This is a genomic window from Brevundimonas sp. (genome assembly GCF_031412435.1).
In the GTDB taxonomy this organism is placed as follows: domain Bacteria; phylum Pseudomonadota; class Alphaproteobacteria; order Caulobacterales; family Caulobacteraceae; genus Brevundimonas.
Window position 1 is genome coordinate 1 of the sequence record NZ_JANODA010000032.1, and the last position, 22,857, is coordinate 22,857.

Here is a 22,857-nt window from a genome sequence, read left to right on the forward strand (position 1 = left end):
AGGGTGTAGACGAAGAACGGCTGCGGCCCGCCGTCGACCCGGACGATGCCGCAAAGCCCGTGCGCTCCGTCCAGCCCAGCGGGCATGGCCTGAACATGGCTTGCCAGCACCACAGCGCCGGGAATGTGTTCGGCCACGAGCGCCAGCATCGCCTCGTCGGAGGGGCGGGGCGGCTGCGGGTCGATCCCCATCGTTAAAACCGAAAGTCCGAAAATCAGCATCGCCCAAGTCCGGGATGAATCCTCACCCCACCTTCACCCGCGTCGCCGCCTCGGGCAAATCCTCCCCGAACGCGAGCTGGTAGAATTCCGCGATGGTCGGGCGTTCCAGTTCGTCGCACTTGTTCAGGAAGGTCAGGCGGAAGGCCAACCCCACGTCGTCGTTGAAGATGATCGCGTTCTGGACCCAGGTGATGACGGTGCGGGGGCTCATGACGGTGGAGATGTCGCCGTTCATGAAGGCGTTGCGGGTCATGTCGGCGACGCGGACCATGGCGGCGATCTTGCGACGACCCTCGGCGTCGGACCATTCCGGCACTTTGGCGGAGACGATGTCGGCCTCCACGTCATGATCGAGGTAGTTCAGGGTGGTGACGATGTTCCAGCGGTCCATCTGACCCTGATTGATCTGCTGGGTGCCATGATACAGGCCCGAGGTGTCGCCCAGGCCGATGGTGTTGGTCGTGGCGAACAGGCGGAACCATTTGTTGGGGCGGATGACGCGGTTCTGGTCCAGCAGGGTCAGTCGACCCTGGGCCTCCAGCACGCGCTGGATGACGAACATCACGTCGGGGCGGCCGGCGTCGTATTCGTCGAAACACAGGGCGATCGGGCGTTGCAGGGCCCAGGGCAGCATGCCCTCGCGGAACTCGGTGATCTGTTTGCCGTCCTTGAGGACGATGGCGTCCTTGCCGACCAGGTCGATGCGGCTGACGTGGCTGTCCAGGTTCACCCGGATGGTCGGCCAGTTCAGCTTGGCCGCGACCTGTTCGATATGGGTCGACTTGCCGGTGCCGTGATAGCCTTGGACCATGACGCGACGGTCGAAGGCGAAGCCGGCGCAGATGGCCAGGGTCGTCTGGGGATCGAACCGGTAGGCGGGATCGACCTCGGGCACATGACTGTCGACCGTGTCGAACATCGGCACGACCATGTCGGAGTCGATGCCGAAGACCTCGCGCACCGAGACCTTGCGGTGGGGTTCGAACGTCAGCAGCGGATCGGGGGTCGCGTCGAGGGGGGAGGCCATGCGCCTGCGATTATCGTACCGCCGTCGGGTGGTCGAGACCCATCCCGCGCTTAAGCGCCTGATCGATGAATCCGGGGATGGTGGCGGCGACCGACGGGGCGATCCGCTTGAGGGTGCGGACGGGCAGGGACTGGCTGGCGACGAAGCCGGTCAAGCCGCGCGAGGTGTTCACCCAGGCGGCGTCGACGGCGTGGCGGACCCGGGCATAGTCGGCGATGCGCGACAGGTCTCCGTTCAGGGCGTCCACAGTGCAGGCGGCGAAGACGTAAGCGTCCTCGATGCCCAGGTTCATGCCCCGCCCGCCGATGGGGGAGTGGATGTGGGCGGCGTCTCCGGCCAGGGCGACGCGGCCGACGGCCATGGTCGGGACCATCCGGTGCGAGACCTTGAAGTCCGACTGCCACAGGATCGGCCCGGCCTTCCAGCCGGCGGGCAGGCGGGGCAGCAGGTCGGCGCCGAAGCCGATGATGCGGAACACGCCGCCCGAGAAGGGCAGGGTGATCAGCGGCCCCGCGCGCTGGAACTCGATCCGGGCCTCGTCGAGCGGCGCGCCCTCGATCGCGACGTCCATCAGATGCCAGGGCTCGTCCGAGGCGTCGCCGGGGAAGTCGAGATCGAGGGCGTGGCGCGTCTCCGAATGGGCTCCGTCGGCGCCGAGCAGCAGGTCGGCGGAGACGGTCTCGCCGGTGGACAGGCCGGCGGTGACGCTGTCGGCGGTCTGGGTCAGGCCGGTCAAACCGGCGCCGTACTCGGGCCGGACGCCCAGGTCGGCGAGCGCCTCCGCCAGCAGCGCCTCGGTCCGGGCCTGGGGCAGGATGGTCATGGGGCGGCCGGGCGCGATCCGATCCCAGTGGGGACGGAAGGTGGCGGTCGTCCGGCCCTCGTGGGCGACGCGGATGGTGTCGATCCGCTGGCCCTCCTGACGAATGCGGGCGGTGACGCCGGTCGGCTCGAGCAGTTCCAGACTGCGCGGATTGACGGCGAGGGCCTTGGAGGTGGTGGTCGGGCCAGTCGCCTCATCGACAATGCGGACGGCGATGCCCAGCCGCGTCAGGAACAGCGCCGCCGCCAGTCCCGTGGGACCGGCGCCGACGATCAGAACCTGAACGGACGGGGCGCTCATGCCGTGAAGCCTATTCCGCCGACAGATCCACGTCGACGTTGCCGCGGGTGGCGTTGGAATAGGGGCAGACCTGATGCGCGGCCTGGATCAGGGCGTCGATGGTCGCCTTGTCGAGGCCGTGGTCGGTGACCTTGATGGCGATGTCGAGGTTGAAGCCTTCGCCGCGCGTGTTCGGGCCGATGCCGACGGCGGTGTGGATCTTCGTGTCCGGACCGACCGGCGTGCCCGCCTTGCCCGAGACCAGCCGCAGGGCGCCCATGTAGCAGGCGGCGTAACCGGCCGCGAACAGCTGTTCCGGGTTGGTGCCCGCGCCGCCCTTGCCGCCCATTTCGGCGGGCAGGGACAAAAGGACGTCGATCTTGCCGTCGTCGGTGGTCGAACGGCCTTCGTCGCGACCGCCGCCGGTCGAGGTGGCGTGGGCCTTGTAGAGAATGTTCATCGGGATGCTCCTGAGTATGGAGAGCATTAGATAGTGACTCCCTCTCCTTGCGGGAGAGGGTCGTCAGGCCGCCAGACCCGCCTTCTTCAGCGTCTTGTAGGCCTTGATCACGCGCTGGAGCTTGGCTTCGGCGCCGCGATCGCCCTGGTTCAGGTCGGGGTGGAAGCGTTTCAAGAGCTCATGATAGCGCGCCTTGATCCCCGGCTTGTCGGTGCGAAGGTCAAGATCCAGGTCGGCCAGGGCCTGGCGTTCCAGCTTGCCGATTCGCAGGGTGTCCTCGTCATGGACCGCCTGTTCGCGGACGCGGCGGCCGAACAGACCGAAACTGTCCTGCCAGGAGCCGGCGGCGCCTTCCGCCCGGGTGGCGCCCATCTTCGAGGCGAAGGCGGCGGCCTCGCGCGAGTTCTTGCCGGCCTTCATCTCCCAGGTGGGACGGCCGCCGGTCATGGCCTCGTTTTCCTTGGCCGCGCGGACCTGGGCCTCGTTCATGCCGGCGTAGAAGTTCCAGCTCTTGTTGTACTCGGCCGCGTGCGCCTGGCAGAATTCGTAGAAGTCGTTCAGCCGCTCGCGCGACTTCGGCGCCCTCGCCGTCGCCGCTTTCAGGCAGTCGGGGTAATCGCACGGCTTCTCGCCGGGCTTCAGGTGCAGAACATCGGCCTCGGCTTCGGCTTCGCCGGCCTTGGGCGGTTTGATCCGCATGTCCTTGAAACGGGGTTTGTAATCGAATGACGCTGGCATTGACCCCAGTGTAGGGTCGAATTGGTCACCATCAAGGAAACCGACATGCCGGAAGGCCCTATCGCGTCGATTATGCGGGAAAAACTGACGGCCGCGTTCCAGCCGACACGGCTGGAGCTCGAAGATGACAGCGCCAGGCATGCCGGACACCATCATGAAGGCGGCATGGACGCCACGCCCGGCGGCGAAAGCCACTTCAATCTGACCATCGTGTCACAGGCCTTCGCGGGCCAGGGGCGGGTGCAGCGGCAGCGTTCGGTCAATGCTGTGCTGGCGGTAGAGCTGGCCGGCCCGGTCCACGCACTGTCGATCAAGGTCCAGACCCCCGACGAAACCGGTGATTGAGGAAAGATCAGCGTTCACTTCGTCTTAGAAGGTTCGTCATAGCGTCACGCCGGTTAGTTTGTGGGACGTTGGGGGACGTATGGTCGGATCCGAGGATATCGGCAAAAGCCTCGACTCGGGTCGGTCGGCGGGAGTCAGCGCCAGCGAGGCTGCGCAGGCCCTGACGGCGATTCTGCAGACCCAGTATCTGCGCTACATCATCATCGGCAGCTGGGCGATCGGCCTGCTGGGCACGGTTGGCTGGGTCCAGGCCGTCGTCTGGTTCATCGGCACGATCGGCGCCGGAGCTATCCGCGGCAAGTTCGAAAAGAGCATGGCCGGCCGGGTCGAGGCGGGCTGGGGCCTGCTGTTCCCCGCCGTGGCCACCGTGACCACCGCCGCCTGGGCCTCTGCGCCCCTGATGGCCTGGTTCGCGCCCCATCCATTCGGCCAGCCGCTTGCCGTGGCCCTGCTGGTCAGCGGCTATGTGCTCGTCTTCGCCCAGCTTAGAAGCTCGCCGAAGCAGGCGGTCGTGATCTCGTCCCCCTATACGGCGGTGGCGCTCATCATTGCGGCCAGCCTGTGGGGCGGGTCGCTATTCTGGCCTTTCGTGGCCATCATGCCCTTCACCTCGGCCGGCATGTTCGTGCTGGTGACCATGACCATGCTGCGTGAGGAGCGGATCAAGGCCTTCCAGGAGCATCAGGCCCATCTGATCGAGGAGCTGCAGACCGCTCGCGACAAGGCCGACGCGGCCAACCAGGCCAAATCGAACTTCCTCGGCGTCATCTCGCACGAGCTGCGCACGCCGATGAACGGGGTGCTGGGCGCGGCCCAGCTTCTGGGCGCGACACGTCTGGAGACGACCCAGCGGGAATATCTGTCGATCATCCGCAACTCGGGCGACAATCTGCTGAGCCTGCTGAACGACATCCTCGACATGACCAAGATCGAGGCGGGCAAGATGACGTTCGAGATCATCGACGTCTCGCTGGACGATCTGCACCGTCGCGTGACCGGGCCGTTCGTGGCCCAGGCCGAGGCCAAGGGGCTGGAGTTCCGCTCCACCTTTGTCGGAGAGACGCCGGCCGTGGTGAAGGGCGATCCCCTGCGCGTCTGTCAGGTTATCCAGAACCTGCTGTCCAACGCGGTGAAGTTCACCGATTCCGGCCTGATCGACTATCGCGTCGAATCGACCCGGATCAACGACCGCCGCGTGGCCTTCGCCTTCTCGGTGACCGACAGCGGGTCGGGTATCGCAGAGTCCGATCTCGAAACCCTGTTCCAGCCCTTCACCCAGGCCGACGCCTCCTCGACCCGCCGGTTCGGCGGCACGGGCCTGGGCCTGACCATCGCCCGGCGCATGGCCAACATCATGGGCGGCGACATCACCGTGACCTCCACCCTCGGCCAAGGTTCGACCTTTACCCTGGTGGTCGAGGCGGATGTGGTCGAATGGCAGGCTGTGACCGAGGCCGAGGCCATCCATGCCGACGTCGGCGACGGGGAGTGCCTGCAAGTGCTGGTGGTCGAAGATCACCCGGTCAACCGGATGATCCTTGAAGCCTGGCTGGGTTCGGCCGGGCACTGCACCGCCACCGCCGAGAATGGCCAGATCGCCGTCGACATGGCGGGCCAGCAGCGGTTCGACCTGATCATCATGGACGTCAACATGCCGGTCATGGACGGTCTGAGCGCGACGCGGCTGATCCGCACCAGGGGCGTCAACGCCGAGACGCCGATCGCCGTCCTGTCCGCCTCGGCGCGGAACGAAGACCACGAGGCGGGTCTGGAAGCCGGGGCTGACGCCTATCTGAACAAGCCGATCGACTTCGCCGCGCTGGCGCAGCTGATGCAGCGCGTGCGAGGTGGTCGGGCCAGCCTGCGAGCGGCGGCGGAACTGGGCGAAACTGCGGCGGCCGCCTGAACCGGAGCTGAGCGGCGTCGTTCAGACCCGGCTCAAACGCTGGATCCTAGTGTTGGGGCAAGTCGGAAGTCCCCGACCAACAGGAGAGTTCGCTGTGAAGAAGTTCACCACCGCCGCACTGGCCGCCCTGATCGCCGCCGGCTCCATGGGCGTCGCCTCGGCCGCCGACGCCCAGTCGCGTTACGAGCGCAATGACCGTCAGGAACAGCGTCAGGATCGCCGCGACGATCGTCGTGATGACCGCCGCGATGATCGGTCGGACCGTCGTGACGACCGTCGGGAATGGCGTCAGGACAACCGCGACGACCGTCGCGAATATCGTCAGGACGTCCGCGCCTATGACCGTTGGCAGCGGTCGGAACGACGCTACAACGCCGGCCGCTACGCGCCGCCGCGCGGCTATCACGTCCGTCAGTGGAGCTATGGCCAGCGGATCCCGAGCTACTATTCGCGCGGCTATGTCGTGAACGACTACAGCCGTTACGGCCTGCGCGCTCCGCCCCGTGGATACCACTATGTCCGCAGCGGCAATGACGTGGTCCTGGCCGCAGTCGCCGGTGGTCTGATCACCGCCGTGATCGCCGGCCTGTTCAACTAGGAACGGGTCCGCGCCGAAAGCTGCGCCCCGGAGGGAGACCTCCGGGGCGTTTTCGCGTTTGGTGTTGGCTGTGCCCTAACGAGGTTGAATGCGCGCCTTCGCCGAACTGCTGGACCGCCTGGCGCTGACCGGGTCGCGGAACGCCAAGCTGGTGTTGCTGCGCGACTATCTGCGCGCCACGCCCGATCCGGACCGGGGCTGGGCGCTGGCGGCTCTGACCGGCGAACTGGTCTTCACCGACGCCAAGCCGGCGATGATCCGCAGGGCTGTGGAGGCGCGGGTCGATCCGGTGCTGTTCGGCTGGTCCTACGACTATGTCGGCGACCTGGCCGAGACTGTGGCCCTGATCTGGCCGACCGTTCCCGCCTACCGGCCGAACCGGGAGCCGGAACTGGGCGAGGTGGTCGATGCCTTGACCCAGGCGAAGCGCGGCGAGGTTCAGGGACTGATCGAGGGCTGGCTGGACGCGCTGGCGCCGAAGGGGCGGTGGGCGCTGCTGAAGCTGGTGACAGGCGGGATGCGGGTCGGCCTGTCGGCGCAGCTGGCGCGGACGGCGGTCGCGATGATGCGGCCGGAAACGGTGACCGAGGCGCCGGAGCCGGAGGGCGGGGAGGCGACGACGGCGCTGGAACCTCTGACCGCCGCCGACATCGTCGAGGTCTGGCATGCGGTGAAGCCGCCCTATGCCAAACTGTTCGCCTGGGTCGAGGGGCGGGCCGAACGGCCGGACACCGAGGCGCCTGGCCGGTTCCGTCAGGTCATGCTGGCCGTCGCCATCGACGAGGCGGTGGACTTCGACCGGCTCGATCCCGCCCACTACGCCGCCGAATGGAAGTGGGACGGCATCCGGGTGCAGGCGGTGCGAGAGGATGGGGTGGCGCGGCTTTATTCGCGCCACGGCGACGAGATCACCAACGCCTTCCCCGACCTGATGAACGCATTGACTTTCGAGGGGGCGATCGACGGTGAACTGCTGGTCATGCGGGAAGGGGCTGTGGCGCCGTTCGGGGATCTGCAGCAGCGACTGAACCGCAAGACCGTCGATGCGAAGATGATGGCCGCGTATCCGGCATCGCTCTACGCCTACGACCTGCTGGGCGAGGCGGGCGAGGACCTGCGCGGGCTCCCGCTCCAGGAACGCAGGGCGAGGCTCGAGGCGGTCGTCGCCGGCCATACCGGCGACCGGCTGCATCTGTCGCCCGTCGTCGATTTCGACAGCTGGGACGGCCTCGGCGTCCTGCGCGCCGATCCACCGGTGGGGGCGGCGGCCGAAGGGCTGATGCTGAAGCGCTGGGACAGTCCCTACATCGCCGGGCGGCCGAAGGGCCCCTGGTTCAAGTGGAAGCGCGATCCGCACACCATCGATTGCGTGATGATGTACGCCCAGCGCGGACACGGGAAGCGCTCCAGCTTCTATTCCGACTACACCTTCGGGGTCTGGACCCCGGAGGGAACGCTGACGCCCGTAGGCAAGGCCTATTTCGGCTTTACCGACGAGGAGCTGAAACAGCTCGACAAGTTCGTGCGCGATCACACGGTGGAACGGTTCGGCCCCGTGCGGTCGGTCCGCGCCGAGCGGGATTTCGGCCTTGTGCTGGAAATCGCTTTCGAAGGCCTGCAGCGGTCGCCGCGGCACAAGTCGGGGGTGGCGATGCGGTTCCCCCGCGTCAGCCGCATCCGCTGGGACAAGCCGGCGCGGGAGGCCAATACGCTCGACGACGTGATGGACCTGCTGGACTCGCTGGAGAGCGGCGGCGGCCGGGTGGCGAAGGTCTAGACGACCTTGCGGCGTGTGCGCCAGGCCTTGTCGATCTGGTCGGTCACGCCGCACAGCTGCAGGAAGGTGACCACCGCGACCGGTGCGGCGACGGTCGCGACGGCCAGCAGGGCGAAGCCAGCGGGCAGCGGCGCCACGGCCTCGATCATCAGGGGGATCAGACCCCAGCGGACGGGAAAGGGCTGGACGTCGATGGCCGGTTCGGCGCGCAGATGCGGGCAATGCTGCAGCGACCGGTCGGAGCAATCGCGGTGAAGGGGAGCGATGGCGCCCGCATCGACGATGATCTGCTCATCGGCGATAGTCGACGGCAGATCGGCCCGGCCCGAGGCGCGCAGCTTCCCGGCGGCGACGCGCCGGGCGACCTGGGTCACCCGATTGCCGGGCGTCGTCGGCTGGCCGCACATCGGACAGAGCATGCGGGTCATGCTGAGACGCTGACGCAGCAGGTGGTTCTTCGAATACTCCGGCTTGCCGAAGCCGGCCGCCTCGGCCTGCACCAGCGCCAGCTGGCCGCCAACCGAGGGGCAGGGGCGGACGCCCTCGATCGGCTCGGCGGTCCAGCTTGTGACCCACGGCACGTCGACGCCGACGACCAGTGACGATTGACGCAAAGCCTTGCTCCTCCCCAGGAAGTCTCACCCTGCGCTCCTGGCGAGGCAGCGTCGAGAGGCCTTAAAAGTGAAGCTGGCGGGTTCCAAATCGGGGGTTAGGCGTTAGACCCCGCTCATGTCTTCGACCCTCAATACTCTCGACACCCTCATCTCCACGGGCCAGCAGGTTGCGGCCGTCGATGCGGTGATGCTGGCCAAGCTGACCCAGATCGCGGGCGACTTCGCGGTCAATCTGTCTGTCGCCCTGGTCATTCTGGTCGCCACGGTCTTCGCGGCGCGTTGGGCGTCGTCGGCGACCCGCAGGGCCCTCGGCCGCGTGCGCGGCTTCCGCCACGACCCGACGGTGCTCAGCTTCGCCGTTCAGGTGGTGCGGGTCGTCGTCTTCCTGATCGGCTTCATCGCCGTCCTGCAGCGGCTGGGCGTGCAGACGACCTCGATCATCGCCGTTCTGGGGGCGGCATCACTGGCCGTCGGACTGGCCCTGCAGGGCACACTGTCGAACGTGGCGGCGGGCGTGATGCTTCTGGTGCTGAGGCCCTATCGCGTCGGCGACCTGGTCAACATCAGCGGTAACGTCGGCAAGGTGCAGCGGCTGGACCTGTTCTTCACCCAGCTGTCGGACGCCAACAATGTGAAGATCATGGCCCCGAACGGGAAGGTGTTCGGCGACATCATCCTGAACCTGTCGGGCCAGAAGAACCGGCGGATGGAGCTGAAGCTCGGGGTTGGCTACGGCGACAACCTGAACACCGTCAAGGAGGCGCTGGTCGGGGCGGCAAGCGGCATCGAAGCGGTCCTGGCCGATCCGGCGCCCTGGGCCGGGGTGACCGATCTGCTGGACAGTTCGGTGGAGATGACCCTGACGGCGTGGACCAGCTCGGACGACTACTGGCAGGCCCGGGCCGATGTCTTCCAGGCCGCCAAGGAGGCGCTGGACGCGGCGGGCATCGAGATTCCGTTCCCGCACCAGGTGGCCGTGCCCTACGGGGATGAGGATGCGCCGATGCCGAAGGCGGCGGAGGGGAAGCATGGTTTGCGCGGCCGGACGAATCCGCGCAGCGCGGGCTTCGACACCCATGCCGACGAATACCAGAACGAGGCCTGAGCCGCGATGCGCTACGATTTTGGATCGGACAATACCGCCGGTATGGCGCCCACTGCCCTGCAGGGGCTGATCGACGCCAACGCCGGGTACGCCCGGGCCTATGGTGCGGACGACGTCACCGCTCGCGCGGCCGATCAGATCCGCCGCAGGCTGGATGCGGACGCCGAGATCCGGTTCGTCTTCTCCGGTACGGCGGCCAACGCCATCGCCCTGTCGATGCTGGCGTATCCGCATGAGGCGGTGCTGGCTCACAACGCCGCCCACGTCTGCACCGACGAGACCGGCGCGCCGGGCTTCTTCGGCCAGGGCGTCGGCCTGATCGGCCTGCCGGGCCTGTCCGGCAAGATCGACCAGAAGGCGCTGGACGCCGCGCTCGACGAGCCGGAGGTCGGCCACCGTCAGCCGCCGGCGGCCCTGTCCCTGACCCAGTCCACCGAATACGGCGCTGTCTACACCGAGGAAGAGTTGCGCCACCTGATCGAGCCGGTGAAGGCGCTGGGATATGGCGTGCACATGGACGGCGCGCGACTGGCCAATGCTGCGGCGGCGGGGTTCGACCTGACCCAGATCGCGCGTCTGGGCGTCGATGTCCTGGTCTTCGGCGGGGCCAAGGCCGGCGGTCTCTGCACCGAGGCCCTCGTCATGTTCGACAAGTCCCTGGCCCGGCGCGTGGACAACCGGCTGAAACAGGCCGGGCAGACCGCGTCCAAGGGGAGATTCCTCGCCGCTCCCTTCCTCGGCATGCTGGAAACCAACGCCTGGGAGGACGGCGCCGCCCACGCCAACCTGATGGCTCAACGGCTGGCCGCCGGCATTGCAACCCGCTCGCCGTATGTGCTGGCCCATCCGGTCGAGGCCAATGCCGTCTTCGTGCGTATGCCGGCCAAGGCGCATGCGAAGCTGAACTCCCTGGGCTGGGCCTGCTACCGCTTCGACGACGGGTCGGTGCGGTTCGTCTGTTCCTGGGCGACAGGGGAAGCGGCGGTGGATGAAGTCATCGAGGCGATCGCGGGCCTTTCGTGAGCCACCGGCGCAGTCCATATCGGTCGCATGGCGCGTGGTGAACGATCGGGACAACGAGGCAGGGGCGGCATAGAGGCGAAGGCGCAGAACGCCGGCGCTGCGGCCGAACCGCCGGCGGATCCCGCGACGATCCCTGCGCTGATGGATCTGGTCCGGCTGGTGGGCCGATCCGGCGCGCCGCAACTGCGGCTGCGGCTGGTCGTTTCGATCCTGCTGACCATCGCTGGCAAGGCGTTGGGCGTGCTGGCTCCACTGGTTCTCGGGGCAGCGGTCAATCATCTGGCGGCGGATCAGCCGCCGGGCGTTTCGATCGGACTCGGGTTCGCCGGTTTCGCAGTCGGTTGGGCGGTCGTGCGGTTCCTGTCGTCAGCGGCCCCGCAACTGTCCGACGTGGTGTTCGCCCCCGTGCGGGCCGCGGCGCAACGGACGGCGGCGACCGAGACCTTCGCCCACGCGCTGAGCCTGTCGCTGGATTTCCACCAGACCAAACGGTCCGGCGCCCTGTCGCGGACAGTGGACCGGGGCTCGCGTTCGGTCGACTTTCTGCTGCGGATACTGGCCTTCAACCTCGTGCCGACGGGGCTGGAGCTGATCCTCGCCGCCGGCGTGCTGGGCGGGGCCTATGACTGGCGGTTTGCGGCCGTCGCGGTGGTGGTGGTGATCGTCTACACGGTCTTCACCTTCTCGATTTCGAACTGGCGGATCGAGCATCGGCGCACGATGAACACCGCCGATACCGAGGCTGCGGGGCAGGTCGTGGACGCCCTGATCAACTATGAGACAGTGAAGTCGTTCGGGGCCGAGGCGCGGGCGGCGCTCGGCTATGACCGTGCCCTGGGCGCCTACAACGAGGCCGCGCTGAAGGCGAACAGTTCGCTGGCGCTGCTGAACGCGGTGCAGGCCCTGATCATGAATGTGGGCCTCGGCGTCATGGCCGTGATGGCGGGGTTCGAGGCGGCGGCCGGGCGGATGGGGCCGGGCGACGTGACGGCGGCGGTGCTGATCCTGATCTCGCTGTATGCGCCGCTGAACATCCTGGGCTTCGCCTATCGCGAAATCCGTCAGTCCTTCATCGACATGGAAGAGATGCTGAAGGTCACGCGCCAGACGGCTCAGGTCGCCGATGCGCCGGGCGCAGCGGACCTCGTGCGGCCCGAGGGGCAGAGGGGCGGGGCGCTGGCGTTCGAGGACGTCTCCTTCCGCCACGACGCGCGGGCCAACGGGCTGGAGGACGTGTCCTTCACCGTCCGGCCGGGGACGACGACGGCGCTGGTCGGGCCTTCCGGGTCGGGCAAGTCGACGATCGTCAAACTGGCGCTGCGGCTGCTGGACCCGCAGGTCGGACGTGTGGTGATTGACGGGGCCGATGTGCGGGACGTGACCCAGGCGTCGCTGCGTCGGGCGGTGGCCCTGGTTCCGCAGGACGTGGCCCTGTTCAACGATACCCTGGCGGTCAACATCGCCTTCGCTCGCCCCGAGGCGACCGGGGAAGAAATCTGGGCGGCCGCCGAGTCCGCCGAGCTGGCGGAGTTCATCCGCAGCCTGCCGGACGGAATGGAGACCCGGGTGGGCGAGCGCGGGCTGAAGCTGTCGGGCGGAGAGCGTCAGCGGGTGGGCATCGCCCGCGCCCTGCTGGCAGATCCCTGCATCCTGATCCTGGACGAGGCGACCAGTGCATTGGACAGCCGCACCGAGGCCGCGATCCAGAAAACGCTGAGAAAGGCCAAGGCGGGACGCACCACACTGGTGGTGGCGCACCGATTGTCGACCATCGCCGACGCCGAGCAGATCCTGGTCCTGAAGGCCGGGCGGATCGTGGAGCGGGGCGCGCACCACGAACTGGTGGCTCGGGTCGGCGGGGAATACGCGGCCCTGTGGAAGAAGCAGACGCGCGGCGCGCGGCTCGGCCTCGACGGCGAGCGTCAGTCCGCAGACTGATCCGCGGTCGGGATCTTCTGCTTCACCATCTGATCCAGATTGGCGAGAATCTCGGTGCGCACCGCGTCGGCTTCCGGCGGCAGACCGAGGATAAGCTGCAGCGCCTGGGCGTGGACGGTGACGATCCGCCAGTCGAAGGCCGCGCCCTGTTCCGCCGCATCGATCAGGTCGCAAAGACCCGCTGCGGCCTTGCACAGGTCGTCGCGATCAAAGGGGCCGGCGGCGTCGATGACGGCCCGGCCGATCTCATAGGCCTCGTTCAGCGCGAGGATCGGGTCATGACCGGCGACTGGTGGGCGCAGGGCGGCCAGGCGGGCGATGCGCTCGGCCACGATTTCCTGGCCCTGGGCTTTCAAGGCCTCGAGATTGTCGCGGGCCTGGGCCATGGCGACGCCGACGCTGAGGCCGCCCGGGGTGTCGATGATCGCCGACAGCCGCGAGGTGCGGGGCTTCCACATGACGAGGCTCACGACACGGACTCCTGGTTTGCAGCGGCCTGATGGGACAGGTGCTCGCCCAGTCGGAGCATGTCGGCGCGGCGCTCGTTCTCGTCGCGCGGCTTCGAAGCCTTGAAGCGACGGTCGGGGCCGGAATAGTCGCCGGTCTCGAGGAAGGGCCGGTTGTCGCGGGCGACCCAGATGATCCGCTCCAGCACCACAGCGGCGCTGAACGGCTTGGTGACCAAGAAGTTGGCGCCGCAGTCGCGCACGTCGGCGACGCGGGACCTGCGCACATGGCTGGCGGTCATTATGACCGGGACATAGGCATTGGGCTCGAGACCCGACCGACGCAGCCATCGTACCAGCTCATGGCCGTCCATCTCGCAATCGACCAGCAGGAGGTCGATCGAGTAAAGTTTCAGGATTTCAATCGCTTCGGCAGCATTTCTGACAGCATATTTCACACGGATGCCGAAGCCCTGCAGGGCCTGGATGGTGACTTCCATGCTGAAAGGGGAATCGTCCACGACCATGACGACGGCGCCGGTCAGGTTGAAGACGGCGCTCTCGCGTAGCGGCTCATCAGCGGCGCTCACGCACGCCGCCGGGTCTTGGCCGTCGGAAGTGGCATCGGGGAGGAAACTCGGGTCACTAACGGCCCCAAAGTCGCCGTTTCGCCTCTACGCGAGGTTAACGGCTCAGCTGCTGCGGCCGATGGCGTAGAACCGGTCCGAACGCTGCTTGCGCAGCTCGGCGGGCGACAGGGGCAGGAGCTGCTGCAACTCGTCCCAGACGGCGTCGCCGACGGCTTCGATGGCGGCCTCGCGGTTCGAATGAGCTCCGCCGACGGGCTCGGGGATGATGCGGTCGACGATCTTCATCGCCAGCAGGTCGGGGCCGGTGATCTTCATGGCGTTGGCGGCGTCCTTCGCCCGCGCGCCGTCGCGCCAAAGGATGCCGGCGGCGCCTTCGGGCGAGATGACCGAATAGATCGAGTGTTCGAGGATCAGCACGCGGTTGGCGGCGGCCAGGGCGATGGCGCCGCCCGACCCACCTTCGCCCGTGACTGTGGCGATCATGGGCGTGCCCAGGATCAGGCCGCGCTCCGTCGAGCGGGCGATGGCCTCGGCCTGGCCGCGTTCCTCGGCGCCGAGGCCGGGGTAGGCGCCGGCCGTGTCGACAAACGTAAGCACCGGCAGGCCGAAGCGATCGGCCATGTCCATAAGGCGGACCGCCTTGCGATAGCCCTCGGGCCGCGCCATGCCGAAATTGTGCGTCAGGCGGGTGGCGGTGTCGTGGCCCTTTTCATGGCCCATGACGACCACGGCCTGGCCCCGGAAGCGGGCGAGACCGCCCAGAATGGCCTGGTCGTCGCCGAACTGGCGATCGCCGCGCAGTTCGACATAGTCGGTGAACAGGGCGTCCAGATAGTCGATGAAATGCGGGCGCTGGGGGTGGCGGGCGACCTGGGTCTTCTTCCACGGGTCCAGCTCGGCATAGGTCTTCCTGCGAAGCTGCTCGGCCTTCTTGCGCAGGCCCTCGATCTCTGTCTCGAACGAGCCGGAGGTGGCCGACAACAGACCGAGTTCCTCGATCTTGGCCTCCAGATCGGCGATCGGCTTTTCGAATTCGAGATAGTGGGTGGCCATGAGGCGTCCGGAAGGGGCGGGCGAAACGGCCCTGTCGCAAGGCGGCGGAACCTAGAGAGGTCAACGCGTCTGGGCAAGCGGGGGTTCAGGAGAACGCAGTTCTGATCGACGCGTGAGCCCGATGGCGTCGAGGAAGGCCTCGTCGTGGCTGACGACGAGAAGCGCTCCGTCATAGGCCTTCAGGCCCGCCTCCACCGCCTCGATCGAATCGATGTCGAGATGGTTGGTGGGCTCGTCGAGGATCAGGAAGGGCGGGGGTGTGGGCCCGCCCAGCACGCAGGCGAGGCCGGCACGAAGCCTCTGGCCGCCGGACAGGTCGCCGACGATCTGAAGCGCGGCGTCCGCGCGGAACATGAAACGGGCGAGAGCGGCTCGGCAGGCGTTCTCGTCGACATCCGGGTGCAGGCGGCGGAAATTATCGCGGATCGACAGGGTCGGTTCAAGGACGGCGACCTGCTGATCCAGCACGGCGACGGGTGTCGAGAGTCGGACACTGCCTGACGTCGGGGCGAGGGCGCCGGTGATCACGGCAAGCAGGGTGGTCTTGCCGGAGCCGTTGGGTCCCGTGACCGCGACGCGCTCCGGCCCGGTGATGCGCAGGCTGAAGTCGGTGAGGACAGGGCGATCGGGCGCGTATCCGGCAGTCACCCTGTCGAGTGTCAGCACCTCGCGCCCGATGGGCAGGCCGGTCGGGGGCAAGGTCACGGTGAGGGGCCGGAGCACCTCAATCCGTTCGCGGGCGGCGGAAGCGGCGCCTTCGGCCTGTTCACGGCGTCGTTCGGCGAGTCGCGCGTTCTCGCCGCCGGTGTCCTCGGCGCGGTCCTTGCGCATGCCCAGCAGGATCTTCGGCTGATCGCCGCGCGCGGCCGTGGCGCGACCGGCCTTGTCGGAGCGGGCCTTGCGTTCAGCGGTCTGTTGCGCTGTGCGGGCGAGGTCGCTCAGCCGTTTGTCGGCGTGGGCGAGGTCGCGCTGGACGGCCAGCAGTTCCAGCGCCTTGCGGGCGCGATACGCAGACCAGGCGCCGCCGTACCGCGTCGCGCCGAGCGTGGTCAGTTCGACGATGGCGTCCATCGTTTCCAGCAGTTCCCGGTCGTGGCTGACGACGACGGCGCCGGACCGCCATCCCGCCAGCAGGTCGATCACGGCCTGACGCCCCTCGCGGTCGAGGTTGTTGGTCGGCTCGTCGAGGATCAGCCAGTCGGGCTTGGCGAACACCAGGGCGGCCAGACCGGCGCGGGTGCGCTGACCGCCGGACAGGGTCGTAAGGCGGGTGTCGGGCGTTGCGTCGAGGTTCAGCCGTCCGAGGGCCGAGGCCATTCGGGCCTCAAGCGTCCAGTCGGCGCGGGCCAGGTCGTCGGCATCGGCCGCTCCGGCCCCGGCGCGCGCGAGGACGGCGAGGGCGTCGCGGGCGTCGAACAGGTCGGCGACGGTTTCCTGCTCATCGACCTGAATGGTCTGACGCAGGACAGCGAGGCGGCCTCGGACCGTCACGCCCCCGGCCTGGGGCGTGAGACGGCCGTCGATCAGGCGCAGCAGCGTGGTCTTGCCCACGCCATTGCGGCCGACAAGGCCGGTACGCTCGGGCCCGAAGACGAGGTTGAGGTCTGAGAAGAGAAGCGATCCGCCGGGTGGCGCCCAAGCGAGATCGTTGACGACGATGGAGGCGGACATGGCTATCCCGATGCAAGGCTTTGAGGGGCGGTTGCGGTCGGGAGCGGATCACATGGGCGGCGCGGGCCTTCGTCTAGGGTTGAGCGTCAGAAGCTAGGGGAGGCGCTTGGTGGGATCAAGGCGATCACTCGTCCTGCGCCAGAGGATGGTGCCGATTGACCACCTGGGTCAGGCGGTCGGTGGCGACGTGGGTATAGATCTGGGTCGTGGCGATGTCGGCGTGGCCGAGAAGGGTCTGGACGACGCGCAGGTCGGCGCCGCCTTCCAGCAGATGGGTCGCGAAGGCGTGGCGCAACACATGGGGGCTGACGCGCGCCGGGTCGATGTTGGCGTCCAACGCCGCCTGATCCAGCATCTGTGCGAACCGGCGCGGGGTCAGGTGGCTGGCGGTCGTGCCGGACGGAAACAGCCACGGGCTGTCGGGCGTCTTTTCAGGGCGAGCGGCGTCGCGGACGATCAGCCAGGCCTTCACGGCCTCCCGCGCCGAGGCGTTCAAGGGCGCCAGCCGCTCCTTGCCGCCCTTGCCGCGCACGATCAAGTAGGCAGGGTCGCGGCGGACGGCCTCGGCCCGCAACGCCAGCAGTTCCGACACCCGCAGGCCCGAGGCGTAGGCCAGTTCGACGAGGGCGATCATCCGCACGCCGGACGCGCCGTCGCGCGCGGCGGAGGCGGTCAGCAGGGCGAGGACCTCTTCCCGCGTCAGGGTGCGGGGCAGGGACCGGCCCTGTTTGGGCGCATCAAGGCGGCGCGACGGATCGTCGGCGCGCCAGCCCTCGCCCATGCAGAACCGATAGAACTGGCGCACGGCCGAGCGACGACGGGCTGCGGTGGCGGCGGACAGGCCCCGCGTTGACAGGCTCGCATACCAGACCTCGATGGCGGGCTCGTCGGCGCCCATGAGGCCGGCGGCGCCGAGCGAGGCTTCCGCGTCGGCGAGATCGCGGGCGTAGGCGCTGAGGGTGTGGGGCGATGCGTCCCGCTCGACCGCCATCATCTCGAGGAAGGCTTCAACCTGTGGCGTGGTCATCGCGCGGATGCGGTCCGCGGGCGCTGGCGAGCGGCGACGCTTGGTGTAGAGACTGAAGCGACCATGGCTTGCCTTAACTCCTCCCGCCGAGACCGACCGTGAGCGCCAGACCGTCGGCCGCCGCGATTCCCGTGCCGACCCGCACCATAGCTCTGGTGGGGCTTATGGGGGTGGGCAAATCGACCGTGGGGCGCCGACTGGCGCAACGGCTGGGTCTGCCTTTCGTCGACGGCGATGACGCCATCGAGACGGCGGCGCGGATGACGGTGTCCGAAATCTTCGCCCAGCTGGGAGAGGCCGAATTCCGGGCCGGCGAGGCGCGGGTCATGCGCCGCCTGCTGGAAGGGCCGCCCATCGTGCTGGCCACCGGAGGCGGCGCCGTGCTGAACCCCGAGACGCGCGAGCTGATGAAGGAACACGCGACCGCCGTCTGGCTGCGGGCCGACCTGAAGGTGGTGGCCCAGCGCGTGCAGCGGCGCGACACCCGGCCCCTGCTGCGCGGCAAGGACCCTCTGGTGGCGTTGAAGGCGATGGCGGAGGTCCGCTACCCCGTTTACGAGGCGACCGCCGACGTCATCGTCGATGTCGGCGCGGGCGCGCACAATCAGGCGGTCGAGGCGATCGTGGCGGCGTTGAACGACTACTGGACCAGCGGAGCGACGGCATGACGACGGTTTCGGTCTCCGGCGGATCGTTCGCGGCCTATGACGTCGTGGTCCGACGCGGGCTGCTGGGCGAGGCGGGCGCACGGATCGCGCCGCTGGCGCGCGGGCGCACCGTGATCGTCTCTGACGAGACAGTGGCGGCGATCCACGGCCCGGCGCTGCAGGCCTCGCTGGCGGCGGCGGGCGTGCAGTCGGAGATCGTGGCGGTTCCAGCGGGGGAGGCGTCCAAGTCTTTCGCCGAGCTTGAGCGGCTGATGGACCGGCTGCTGGCGGCCGGGCTGGATCGCAAGGATGTGGTCGTGGCCTTCGGCGGCGGCGTCGTCGGCGACCTGGCCGGTCTGGCGGCGGCCCTCTACATGCGCGGGATCGATTTCGTACAGGTCCCGACGACCCTTCTGGCCCAGGTGGACTCGTCGGTCGGCGGCAAGACGGCGATCGACACGCCGCGTGGCAAAAACCTCGTCGGCGCCTTCCACCAGCCCCGGCTGGTGCTGGCCGATATCGACGTCCTGGCGACCCTGCCGGAAGTTCAGCTGCGGTCCGGCTGGGCAGAGGTGCTGAAACACGGGCTGATCTGCGACGCGGCCTTCTTCGACTGGCTGGCCGGCGATGGGGCGGACGGCGTGCGCGGTGATCCGGCGGCGCTGGAGCGGGCCGTGGTGCGCTCGGTCGAGATCAAGTCGGCGATCGTCGGCGAGGACGAGAAGGAGGCCGGCCGCCGCGCCCTGCTGAACCTCGGCCACACCTTCGGTCACGCCATCGAGGCGGAACTGGGCTTCGAGGAGGCGGCGCTCGCGCATGGCGAGGCCGTGGCGCTCGGCTGCTGTATGGCCTTCCGCTTCTCGGTACGTCAGGGCCTCTGCGACGCAGCGGATGCGGAGCGGGTCGAGACGGTGATTGCCGCCGCCGGCTTGCCGACGCGTCTGGATCAGGCGGGGGCCTTCCAGGCCGAGCGGCTGATCGCCCTCATGGCCGGGGACAAGAAGGCAGAAGGCGGGGGCATCACCCTGATCCTGGCGCGCCGCATCGGCGAGGCCTTCATGCAGAAGACGGTCGACGTCGATGTGCTGCGGGCCTTCCTGGGAGAAGAGGGCGCGGACTGAACGCCTGGATCGGCCGCAGTGATCGAGGTTGCGCCTGGGACAGTGCAAAGCCCAGGCCTAGCAGCAGGGACCAGAAGGCCTCGAACGACGGGGTGTTGAGCGGCACGTCCACAGCCGCGTGAAGGAGAACGACGACCGAGGCGGCCAACAGGCCCGCCACCAGCGTCCGGTTTCGGGGACGGCGCACCGCCCGCCAGGCTGTCGCTCCAAGGATGATGGCGATCAGGGCGAACATGGGCGCCGCGCCAAGCAGTCCCGCCTCTTCCAGCCACTGCAGATAGGCGTTGTGCTGGACCACGCTGACCGACAGCGCCGCTGCGTTCGAGGCCGTCATGATCTGGTTGTTGACCTGGGGGTAGCTGCCGAGCCCATAGCCGAGCAGCGGAGAGTCCAGGAAGGCGCGCCAGTGAGCCGCCGCCACAGCCGAGCGCGTGCCATCGCCCAGCGCGAGACTTCCGAAGCGGTCGACGAACAGGGTGTTTCCCTGAACCAGAAACAGCACCGCAATCAGGATTGCCAGGCCGCCCAGCGCCAGGAGGGGCCAACGCGATCGGCGATTGTCCAGCGCTGACCAGCCCAGGAACATCACGGCCGCCACAACGGTCGCGGTGATCGCGGCCCTCGATGCGGTCAGGAGCAGACAGGCGGAAAAGAGGATCAGCAGAGCCGCTACCGGCGCCAGCACGGCGACGCGACCCATCGGCGTCTGACCTGAAGCCTGCGCCCACTGGCGAACCATCCAGGCCGAGCACAGGACGACAAGGACGCCGAACTGGGTGCCGGCGACATTGGGCGTGTAGAAGCCGCCGGCCAGACGTCCGCCGCCCGAGGCGATCTGGCCGCCGCCCAGGAACAGTCCCAGGCTGAAGATCGCATAGATGCCTCCGAGGCCCAGGATCAGGCCGAAGACGGCCCGTCCTCTCTCGGAGGTCGCGCCGAGCACACAGCCCAGGGTGAAGACGCTGCCCAGGCCCAGCAGTTTCAAGATTTCGATCACGGTCGCCGACTTGTTGATCGTGGAGGCCGGCGACATGCCCGCCCACACCCAGATCGGATGCGGCCCTCCGGGCGTTGCGGGGGTCAGGGTCCAGGCGGCCACGAGAACAACGACCGCAAACGAAAGAAAGACCGCTCCCGTGGGGGTGAGGCGCGCCAGATCCGCCCGCGCCCGCCCCGAGATCAGCGCGATCGACAGCATGGTCGACAAGGCGGCGAAGAGCACCAGGGCCGGTAGATCGAGGGCGGCTCCGTAGAAAAAATGGGCCAGGAAAACGGTCGCCGGAACCAGGCCGAGCGTGGCCATGCGCACTCCGGATGAAACGGCCGGCGGCATCCCGACAGCAAGGCCCGATCCCCGCAGTCCCGCCCGGCGCACGCGCGGATCCGTCGGCATCAGGCCGTGTAGTACGACTTGTAGGCCCCGTAGTAGTAGCCGGCGTCACCGTCAGTCGTGGCTGGCGATTGGTCGATATCATCAGCGCGCTGGTGTCGACGCCGGTCCAGCGTGTTCTCTTCCCCGCCTTCGCAAAACTGCGGGGCGATACGCTCCGCGCGCGCGCCGTCATGGAGAGCGCCCTGCGCCTGGGTCTGCCGATTTTCGGAATTGCCGCCGTGGCCGCCGCGCTGCACGCGCCTGCCATTGTCCGACTTCTGCTCGGGCCGGCCTGGCTCGAAGTGATCCCGATCCTGCAGTTGCTGGCGCTCGGTCTGCTGCCCCGCTGCGCCTACAAGGTGACGGAGAGCGTGGCTTTCGGGCTGGGGGGATCGACCGGAACGGCGGTGAGGTCAGCCATCCAGGCGGCTTTGCTGGTCGGCGCGGCCTTCATTGGCGGCCTGTTCGGTCTGCTGCATGTCGCGGCCTTCCTGTCTGCGGCGATGTGGATCTACTACCTGATCTCGGTTGGCTACGCCGGGTCGCTGGTGGCCATTCCCGTCGGCGAACTTCTAAGGTTGCATGCGAGAGCGTTGCTGCCGGTCGCCATTTTCGGGATCGTTGACGGCCTGGCCGCGATGGCGGTCCCCGAGACCTGGTTCTGGGTCAGACACCTCTTCGGCGGCGGCGCCGGGCTGCTGGCCGCCGCCCTGTTCCTGGCGATTGCGCCGAGGGTCTTGCTTGGCCCCGAATGGTCGAACGCGCGGGATCATTTCGCGCGATCCGTCGTCGGCGTCGTCCGTCGCGCGCGTGCCCAGGCGTGACCTTCGAACCCCTGACCCCGTGAGTGACCGACCATGCACATCGCGCTGATTGTTCCAGGCTGCTTGCAGGAAAACTACGGGGGGGCGGAGCGACAGGCGGAGCTTCTGGCCCGCGCGATGGCTGCGCTGGGCGTCCGGGTGACGATCGTGGCTCCGTGCCGCCTGTCCGGGTCCGCAGAAGTCGCGACCGATTTCGGCGCGAACCTAACGGTAAGGCTGCGGGACTACCCCAACTTCGGCGGCCGTCGCATAGGGTCCACGATCGCATGGACGATCAGGGTGCTTGCCTGGGTGAGGCGGCGACGCGACATCGACGCCGTCTATGTGTTTCACGCCCGCCTGCACGCCCTTCCGGGGCTGTTGTCCCGGATGGCGCTGGGAAAGCCTCTGTTCATCAAACTCGGCGGCGGCGGTGAGGTTGGTGACTTCAAGGCGCTGGAGTCAAAGGCGGGGGGGTACGGACGTCTGATCGCAGGCCTGATCCGGGCGCACGCCGACGGATTTGTCGCCAACAGCCGGGAAATCGTCGCCGATCTGAAGGGCTACGGCGTGCCGGGCGCAAAGATCATCGAGATATCCAATGGTGTCCAGGCGCCGACGCGGGACATGTTCGAGGCGTTTCAGGCGACCAGAACCGGACATCGATTCCTGTACACCGGGCGTATCGAGCCGGACAAGAACGTCCCGGTGCTCGTCGAGGCGCTGGCGCTGTCTCGGGCGCAGGGATACGTCGCCGACCTCACCATCGTGGGGACCGGCTCCGATATCGGGAACGTGGCGGAACGCGCGTCCAGTCTGGGTGTCGCAGAGTTCGTCCATCTCCCGGGCAGGCAGGACGATGTTCAACCCTATCTGACGCAAGGCGACTTCTTCCTGTCGGCTTCGCAAGCCGAGGGCCAGTCCAACTCGTTGCTCGAGGCGATGGCACATGGGCTCATTCCGGTCGTTGCCGAAGCGAGCGGCGTGCGAGACCTGGTTTCCGACGGCGAGTGGGGGTTCGTCGCGGCGACGGCGGACCCCGCAGAGTTGTCCGTGTTGATGCAGTGCGCGATGGCGCTCCCGGACGCCGAGCGCCGCGTCATGGCGGCGAAGGCCTATGACTACATCGCGGGACAGTTCGCGATCGACCATGTCGCCCGGCGGACCCTTGAGGTCATTTCCAGCCACATGGGTGCACTGCAAAACGGTTGAAAACCGTGGGTCTGCGAGCACAGCCCAGGCTGCGGATATGGCCTATGCTGGATCATCTCTG

23 protein-coding genes are annotated in these 22,857 nt (G+C 68.0%); 11 read left to right on the top strand and 12 right to left on the bottom strand.

The window, feature by feature from the left end; genetic code table 11:
- The 5 genes from RMO01_RS05820 to RMO01_RS05840 form a co-directional block, all read right to left on the bottom strand.
- Positions 1–221, bottom strand: a 221-nt coding sequence (locus RMO01_RS05820; RefSeq protein WP_309628098.1) for a hypothetical protein, incomplete at its 3' end; no start/stop codon positions are given.
- Positions 222–243: 22 nt separating this feature from the next.
- Positions 244–1,248 (bottom strand): cobaltochelatase subunit CobS, encoded by a 1,005-nt coding sequence (gene cobS / locus RMO01_RS05825; RefSeq protein WP_309628099.1) that lies wholly within the window; start codon positions 1,246–1,248, stop codon positions 244–246.
- Positions 1,249–1,258: 10 nt separating this feature from the next.
- Positions 1,259–2,371 carry an FAD-dependent monooxygenase gene (locus RMO01_RS05830; protein WP_309628100.1) on the bottom strand — a complete coding sequence of 371 codons (1,113 nt, stop codon included), beginning with the start codon at positions 2,369–2,371 and terminating at the stop codon, positions 1,259–1,261.
- A gap of 10 nt (positions 2,372–2,381) precedes the next feature.
- Positions 2,382–2,810, bottom strand: a complete 429-nt coding sequence (locus tag RMO01_RS05835; RefSeq protein WP_309628101.1) for an organic hydroperoxide resistance protein — start codon at positions 2,808–2,810, stop codon at positions 2,382–2,384.
- Positions 2,811–2,873: 63 nt separating this feature from the next.
- Positions 2,874–3,548 (bottom strand): J domain-containing protein, encoded by a 675-nt coding sequence (locus tag RMO01_RS05840; protein ID WP_309628102.1) that lies wholly within the window; start codon positions 3,546–3,548, stop codon positions 2,874–2,876.
- Between the two features lie 45 nt (positions 3,549–3,593).
- Between RMO01_RS05840 and RMO01_RS05845 the strand changes: the two genes are divergently transcribed.
- From RMO01_RS05845 to RMO01_RS05860, 4 genes are all read left to right on the top strand, one after another.
- Positions 3,594–3,893: a BolA family protein gene (locus RMO01_RS05845; protein WP_309628148.1), complete on the top strand. Its 300-nt coding sequence runs from the start codon at positions 3,594–3,596 to the stop codon at positions 3,891–3,893.
- 79 nt (positions 3,894–3,972) lie between these two features.
- Positions 3,973–5,799 carry a response regulator gene (locus tag RMO01_RS05850; protein WP_309628103.1) on the top strand — a complete coding sequence of 609 codons (1,827 nt, stop codon included), beginning with the start codon at positions 3,973–3,975 and terminating at the stop codon, positions 5,797–5,799.
- Between the two features lie 94 nt (positions 5,800–5,893).
- Positions 5,894–6,397, top strand: coding sequence for an RcnB family protein (locus tag RMO01_RS05855; RefSeq protein ID WP_309628104.1), 504 nt, complete (start codon positions 5,894–5,896; stop codon positions 6,395–6,397).
- Between the two features lie 88 nt (positions 6,398–6,485).
- A complete protein-coding gene (locus RMO01_RS05860; RefSeq protein WP_309628105.1) occupies positions 6,486–8,174 on the top strand; it encodes a cisplatin damage response ATP-dependent DNA ligase in 1,689 nt (562 codons plus the stop codon).
- Here the strand turns inward: RMO01_RS05860 and RMO01_RS05865 are convergent.
- A complete protein-coding gene (locus RMO01_RS05865; protein WP_309628106.1) occupies positions 8,171–8,788 on the bottom strand; it encodes a hypothetical protein in 618 nt (205 codons plus the stop codon). The genes RMO01_RS05860 and RMO01_RS05865 overlap by 4 nt on opposite strands.
- A 115-nt stretch (positions 8,789–8,903) precedes the next feature.
- On the opposite strand from RMO01_RS05865, the gene RMO01_RS05870 reads away from it, so the two are divergent.
- The 3 genes from RMO01_RS05870 to RMO01_RS05880 are packed head-to-tail and all read left to right on the top strand — an operon-like array spanning position 8,904 to position 12,854.
- Complete coding sequence (locus RMO01_RS05870) at positions 8,904–9,893, top strand: mechanosensitive ion channel family protein (protein ID WP_309628107.1); 990 nt, start codon at positions 8,904–8,906, stop codon at positions 9,891–9,893.
- 6 nt (positions 9,894–9,899) lie between these two features.
- A complete protein-coding gene (locus tag RMO01_RS05875; RefSeq protein WP_309628108.1) occupies positions 9,900–10,916 on the top strand; it encodes a beta-eliminating lyase-related protein in 1,017 nt (338 codons plus the stop codon).
- A gap of 27 nt (positions 10,917–10,943) precedes the next feature.
- Positions 10,944–12,854, top strand: coding sequence for an ABCB family ABC transporter ATP-binding protein/permease (locus RMO01_RS05880; RefSeq protein ID WP_409013053.1), 1,911 nt, complete (start codon positions 10,944–10,946; stop codon positions 12,852–12,854).
- Here RMO01_RS05880 and RMO01_RS05885 read toward each other — a convergent pair.
- The 5 genes from RMO01_RS05885 to RMO01_RS05905 all read right to left on the bottom strand — a co-directional run bounded on the left by RMO01_RS05885 (position 12,839) and on the right by RMO01_RS05905 (position 17,641).
- Entirely contained in the window at positions 12,839–13,324 is a 486-nt protein-coding gene (locus RMO01_RS05885; protein ID WP_309628110.1) for a chemotaxis protein CheE, read from the bottom strand. The genes RMO01_RS05880 and RMO01_RS05885 overlap by 16 nt on opposite strands.
- Positions 13,321–13,890, bottom strand: a complete 570-nt coding sequence (locus RMO01_RS05890) for a response regulator (protein ID WP_309628111.1) — start codon at positions 13,888–13,890, stop codon at positions 13,321–13,323. The genes RMO01_RS05885 and RMO01_RS05890 overlap by 4 nt, the downstream gene beginning before the upstream one ends.
- A 102-nt stretch (positions 13,891–13,992) precedes the next feature.
- A complete protein-coding gene (locus tag RMO01_RS05895; protein ID WP_309628112.1) occupies positions 13,993–14,943 on the bottom strand; it encodes an acetyl-CoA carboxylase carboxyltransferase subunit alpha in 951 nt (316 codons plus the stop codon).
- 60 nt (positions 14,944–15,003) lie between these two features.
- Complete coding sequence (locus tag RMO01_RS05900; protein WP_309628113.1) at positions 15,004–16,614, bottom strand: ABC-F family ATP-binding cassette domain-containing protein; 1,611 nt, start codon at positions 16,612–16,614, stop codon at positions 15,004–15,006.
- A 124-nt stretch (positions 16,615–16,738) separates the two neighbouring features.
- Positions 16,739–17,641, bottom strand: a complete 903-nt coding sequence (locus RMO01_RS05905; protein ID WP_309628114.1) for a tyrosine recombinase — start codon at positions 17,639–17,641, stop codon at positions 16,739–16,741.
- A gap of 98 nt (positions 17,642–17,739) precedes the next feature.
- Here RMO01_RS05905 and RMO01_RS05910 point away from each other — a divergent pair, with 98 nt between their 5' ends.
- The gene (locus tag RMO01_RS05910) at positions 17,740–18,309 is read left to right on the top strand and encodes a shikimate kinase (protein WP_309628115.1); all 570 of its coding nucleotides are present in this window, start codon (positions 17,740–17,742) and stop codon (positions 18,307–18,309) included.
- On the top strand, positions 18,306–19,409 hold the full coding sequence (gene aroB, locus RMO01_RS05915) for a 3-dehydroquinate synthase (protein ID WP_309628116.1): 1,104 nt from the start codon (positions 18,306–18,308) through the stop codon (positions 19,407–19,409). The genes RMO01_RS05910 and aroB overlap by 4 nt, the downstream gene beginning before the upstream one ends.
- On the opposite strand, the gene RMO01_RS05920 is transcribed toward aroB, so the two are convergent.
- Positions 19,345–20,712 carry an O-antigen ligase family protein gene (locus tag RMO01_RS05920; protein ID WP_309628117.1) on the bottom strand — a complete coding sequence of 456 codons (1,368 nt, stop codon included), beginning with the start codon at positions 20,710–20,712 and terminating at the stop codon, positions 19,345–19,347. The genes aroB and RMO01_RS05920 overlap by 65 nt on opposite strands.
- A gap of 11 nt (positions 20,713–20,723) precedes the next feature.
- On the opposite strand from RMO01_RS05920, the gene RMO01_RS05925 reads away from it, so the two are divergent.
- Complete coding sequence (locus RMO01_RS05925) at positions 20,724–21,605, top strand: oligosaccharide flippase family protein (RefSeq protein ID WP_309628118.1); 882 nt, start codon at positions 20,724–20,726, stop codon at positions 21,603–21,605.
- Positions 21,606–21,638: 33 nt separating this feature from the next.
- A complete protein-coding gene (locus tag RMO01_RS05930) occupies positions 21,639–22,796 on the top strand; it encodes a glycosyltransferase family 4 protein (RefSeq protein WP_309628119.1) in 1,158 nt (385 codons plus the stop codon).
- Positions 22,797–22,857 lie beyond the last annotated feature (61 nt).

What these genes read in the sequence shown, in the direction of transcription:
- cobS (WP_309628099.1), bottom strand. Translation starts at nt 1,248, where the DNA reads ATGGCCTCCCCCCTCGACGCGACCCCCGATCCGCTGCTGACGTTCGAA.
- RMO01_RS05830 (WP_309628100.1), bottom strand. Translation starts at nt 2,371, where the DNA reads ATGAGCGCCCCGTCCGTTCAGGTTCTGATCGTCGGCGCCGGTCCCACG.
- RMO01_RS05835 (WP_309628101.1), bottom strand. Translation starts at nt 2,810, where the DNA reads ATGAACATTCTCTACAAGGCCCACGCCACCTCGACCGGCGGCGGTCGC.
- RMO01_RS05840 (WP_309628102.1), bottom strand. Translation starts at nt 3,548, where the DNA reads ATGCCAGCGTCATTCGATTACAAACCCCGTTTCAAGGACATGCGGATC.
- RMO01_RS05845 (WP_309628148.1), top strand. Translation starts at nt 3,594, where the DNA reads ATGCCGGAAGGCCCTATCGCGTCGATTATGCGGGAAAAACTGACGGCC.
- RMO01_RS05850 (WP_309628103.1), top strand. Translation starts at nt 3,973, where the DNA reads ATGGTCGGATCCGAGGATATCGGCAAAAGCCTCGACTCGGGTCGGTCG.
- RMO01_RS05860 (WP_309628105.1), top strand. Translation starts at nt 6,486, where the DNA reads ATGCGCGCCTTCGCCGAACTGCTGGACCGCCTGGCGCTGACCGGGTCG.
- RMO01_RS05870 (WP_309628107.1), top strand. Translation starts at nt 8,904, where the DNA reads ATGTCTTCGACCCTCAATACTCTCGACACCCTCATCTCCACGGGCCAG.
- RMO01_RS05875 (WP_309628108.1), top strand. Translation starts at nt 9,900, where the DNA reads ATGCGCTACGATTTTGGATCGGACAATACCGCCGGTATGGCGCCCACT.
- RMO01_RS05880 (WP_409013053.1), top strand. Translation starts at nt 10,944, where the DNA reads ATGGCGCGTGGTGAACGATCGGGACAACGAGGCAGGGGCGGCATAGAG.
- RMO01_RS05895 (WP_309628112.1), bottom strand. Translation starts at nt 14,943, where the DNA reads ATGGCCACCCACTATCTCGAATTCGAAAAGCCGATCGCCGATCTGGAG.
- RMO01_RS05900 (WP_309628113.1), bottom strand. Translation starts at nt 16,614, where the DNA reads ATGTCCGCCTCCATCGTCGTCAACGATCTCGCTTGGGCGCCACCCGGC.
- RMO01_RS05905 (WP_309628114.1), bottom strand. Translation starts at nt 17,641, where the DNA reads ATGACCACGCCACAGGTTGAAGCCTTCCTCGAGATGATGGCGGTCGAG.
- aroB (WP_309628116.1), top strand. Translation starts at nt 18,306, where the DNA reads ATGACGACGGTTTCGGTCTCCGGCGGATCGTTCGCGGCCTATGACGTC.
- RMO01_RS05920 (WP_309628117.1), bottom strand. Translation starts at nt 20,712, where the DNA reads ATGGCCACGCTCGGCCTGGTTCCGGCGACCGTTTTCCTGGCCCATTTT.
- RMO01_RS05925 (WP_309628118.1), top strand. Translation starts at nt 20,724, where the DNA reads ATGAAACGGCCGGCGGCATCCCGACAGCAAGGCCCGATCCCCGCAGTC.
- RMO01_RS05930 (WP_309628119.1), top strand. Translation starts at nt 21,639, where the DNA reads ATGCACATCGCGCTGATTGTTCCAGGCTGCTTGCAGGAAAACTACGGG.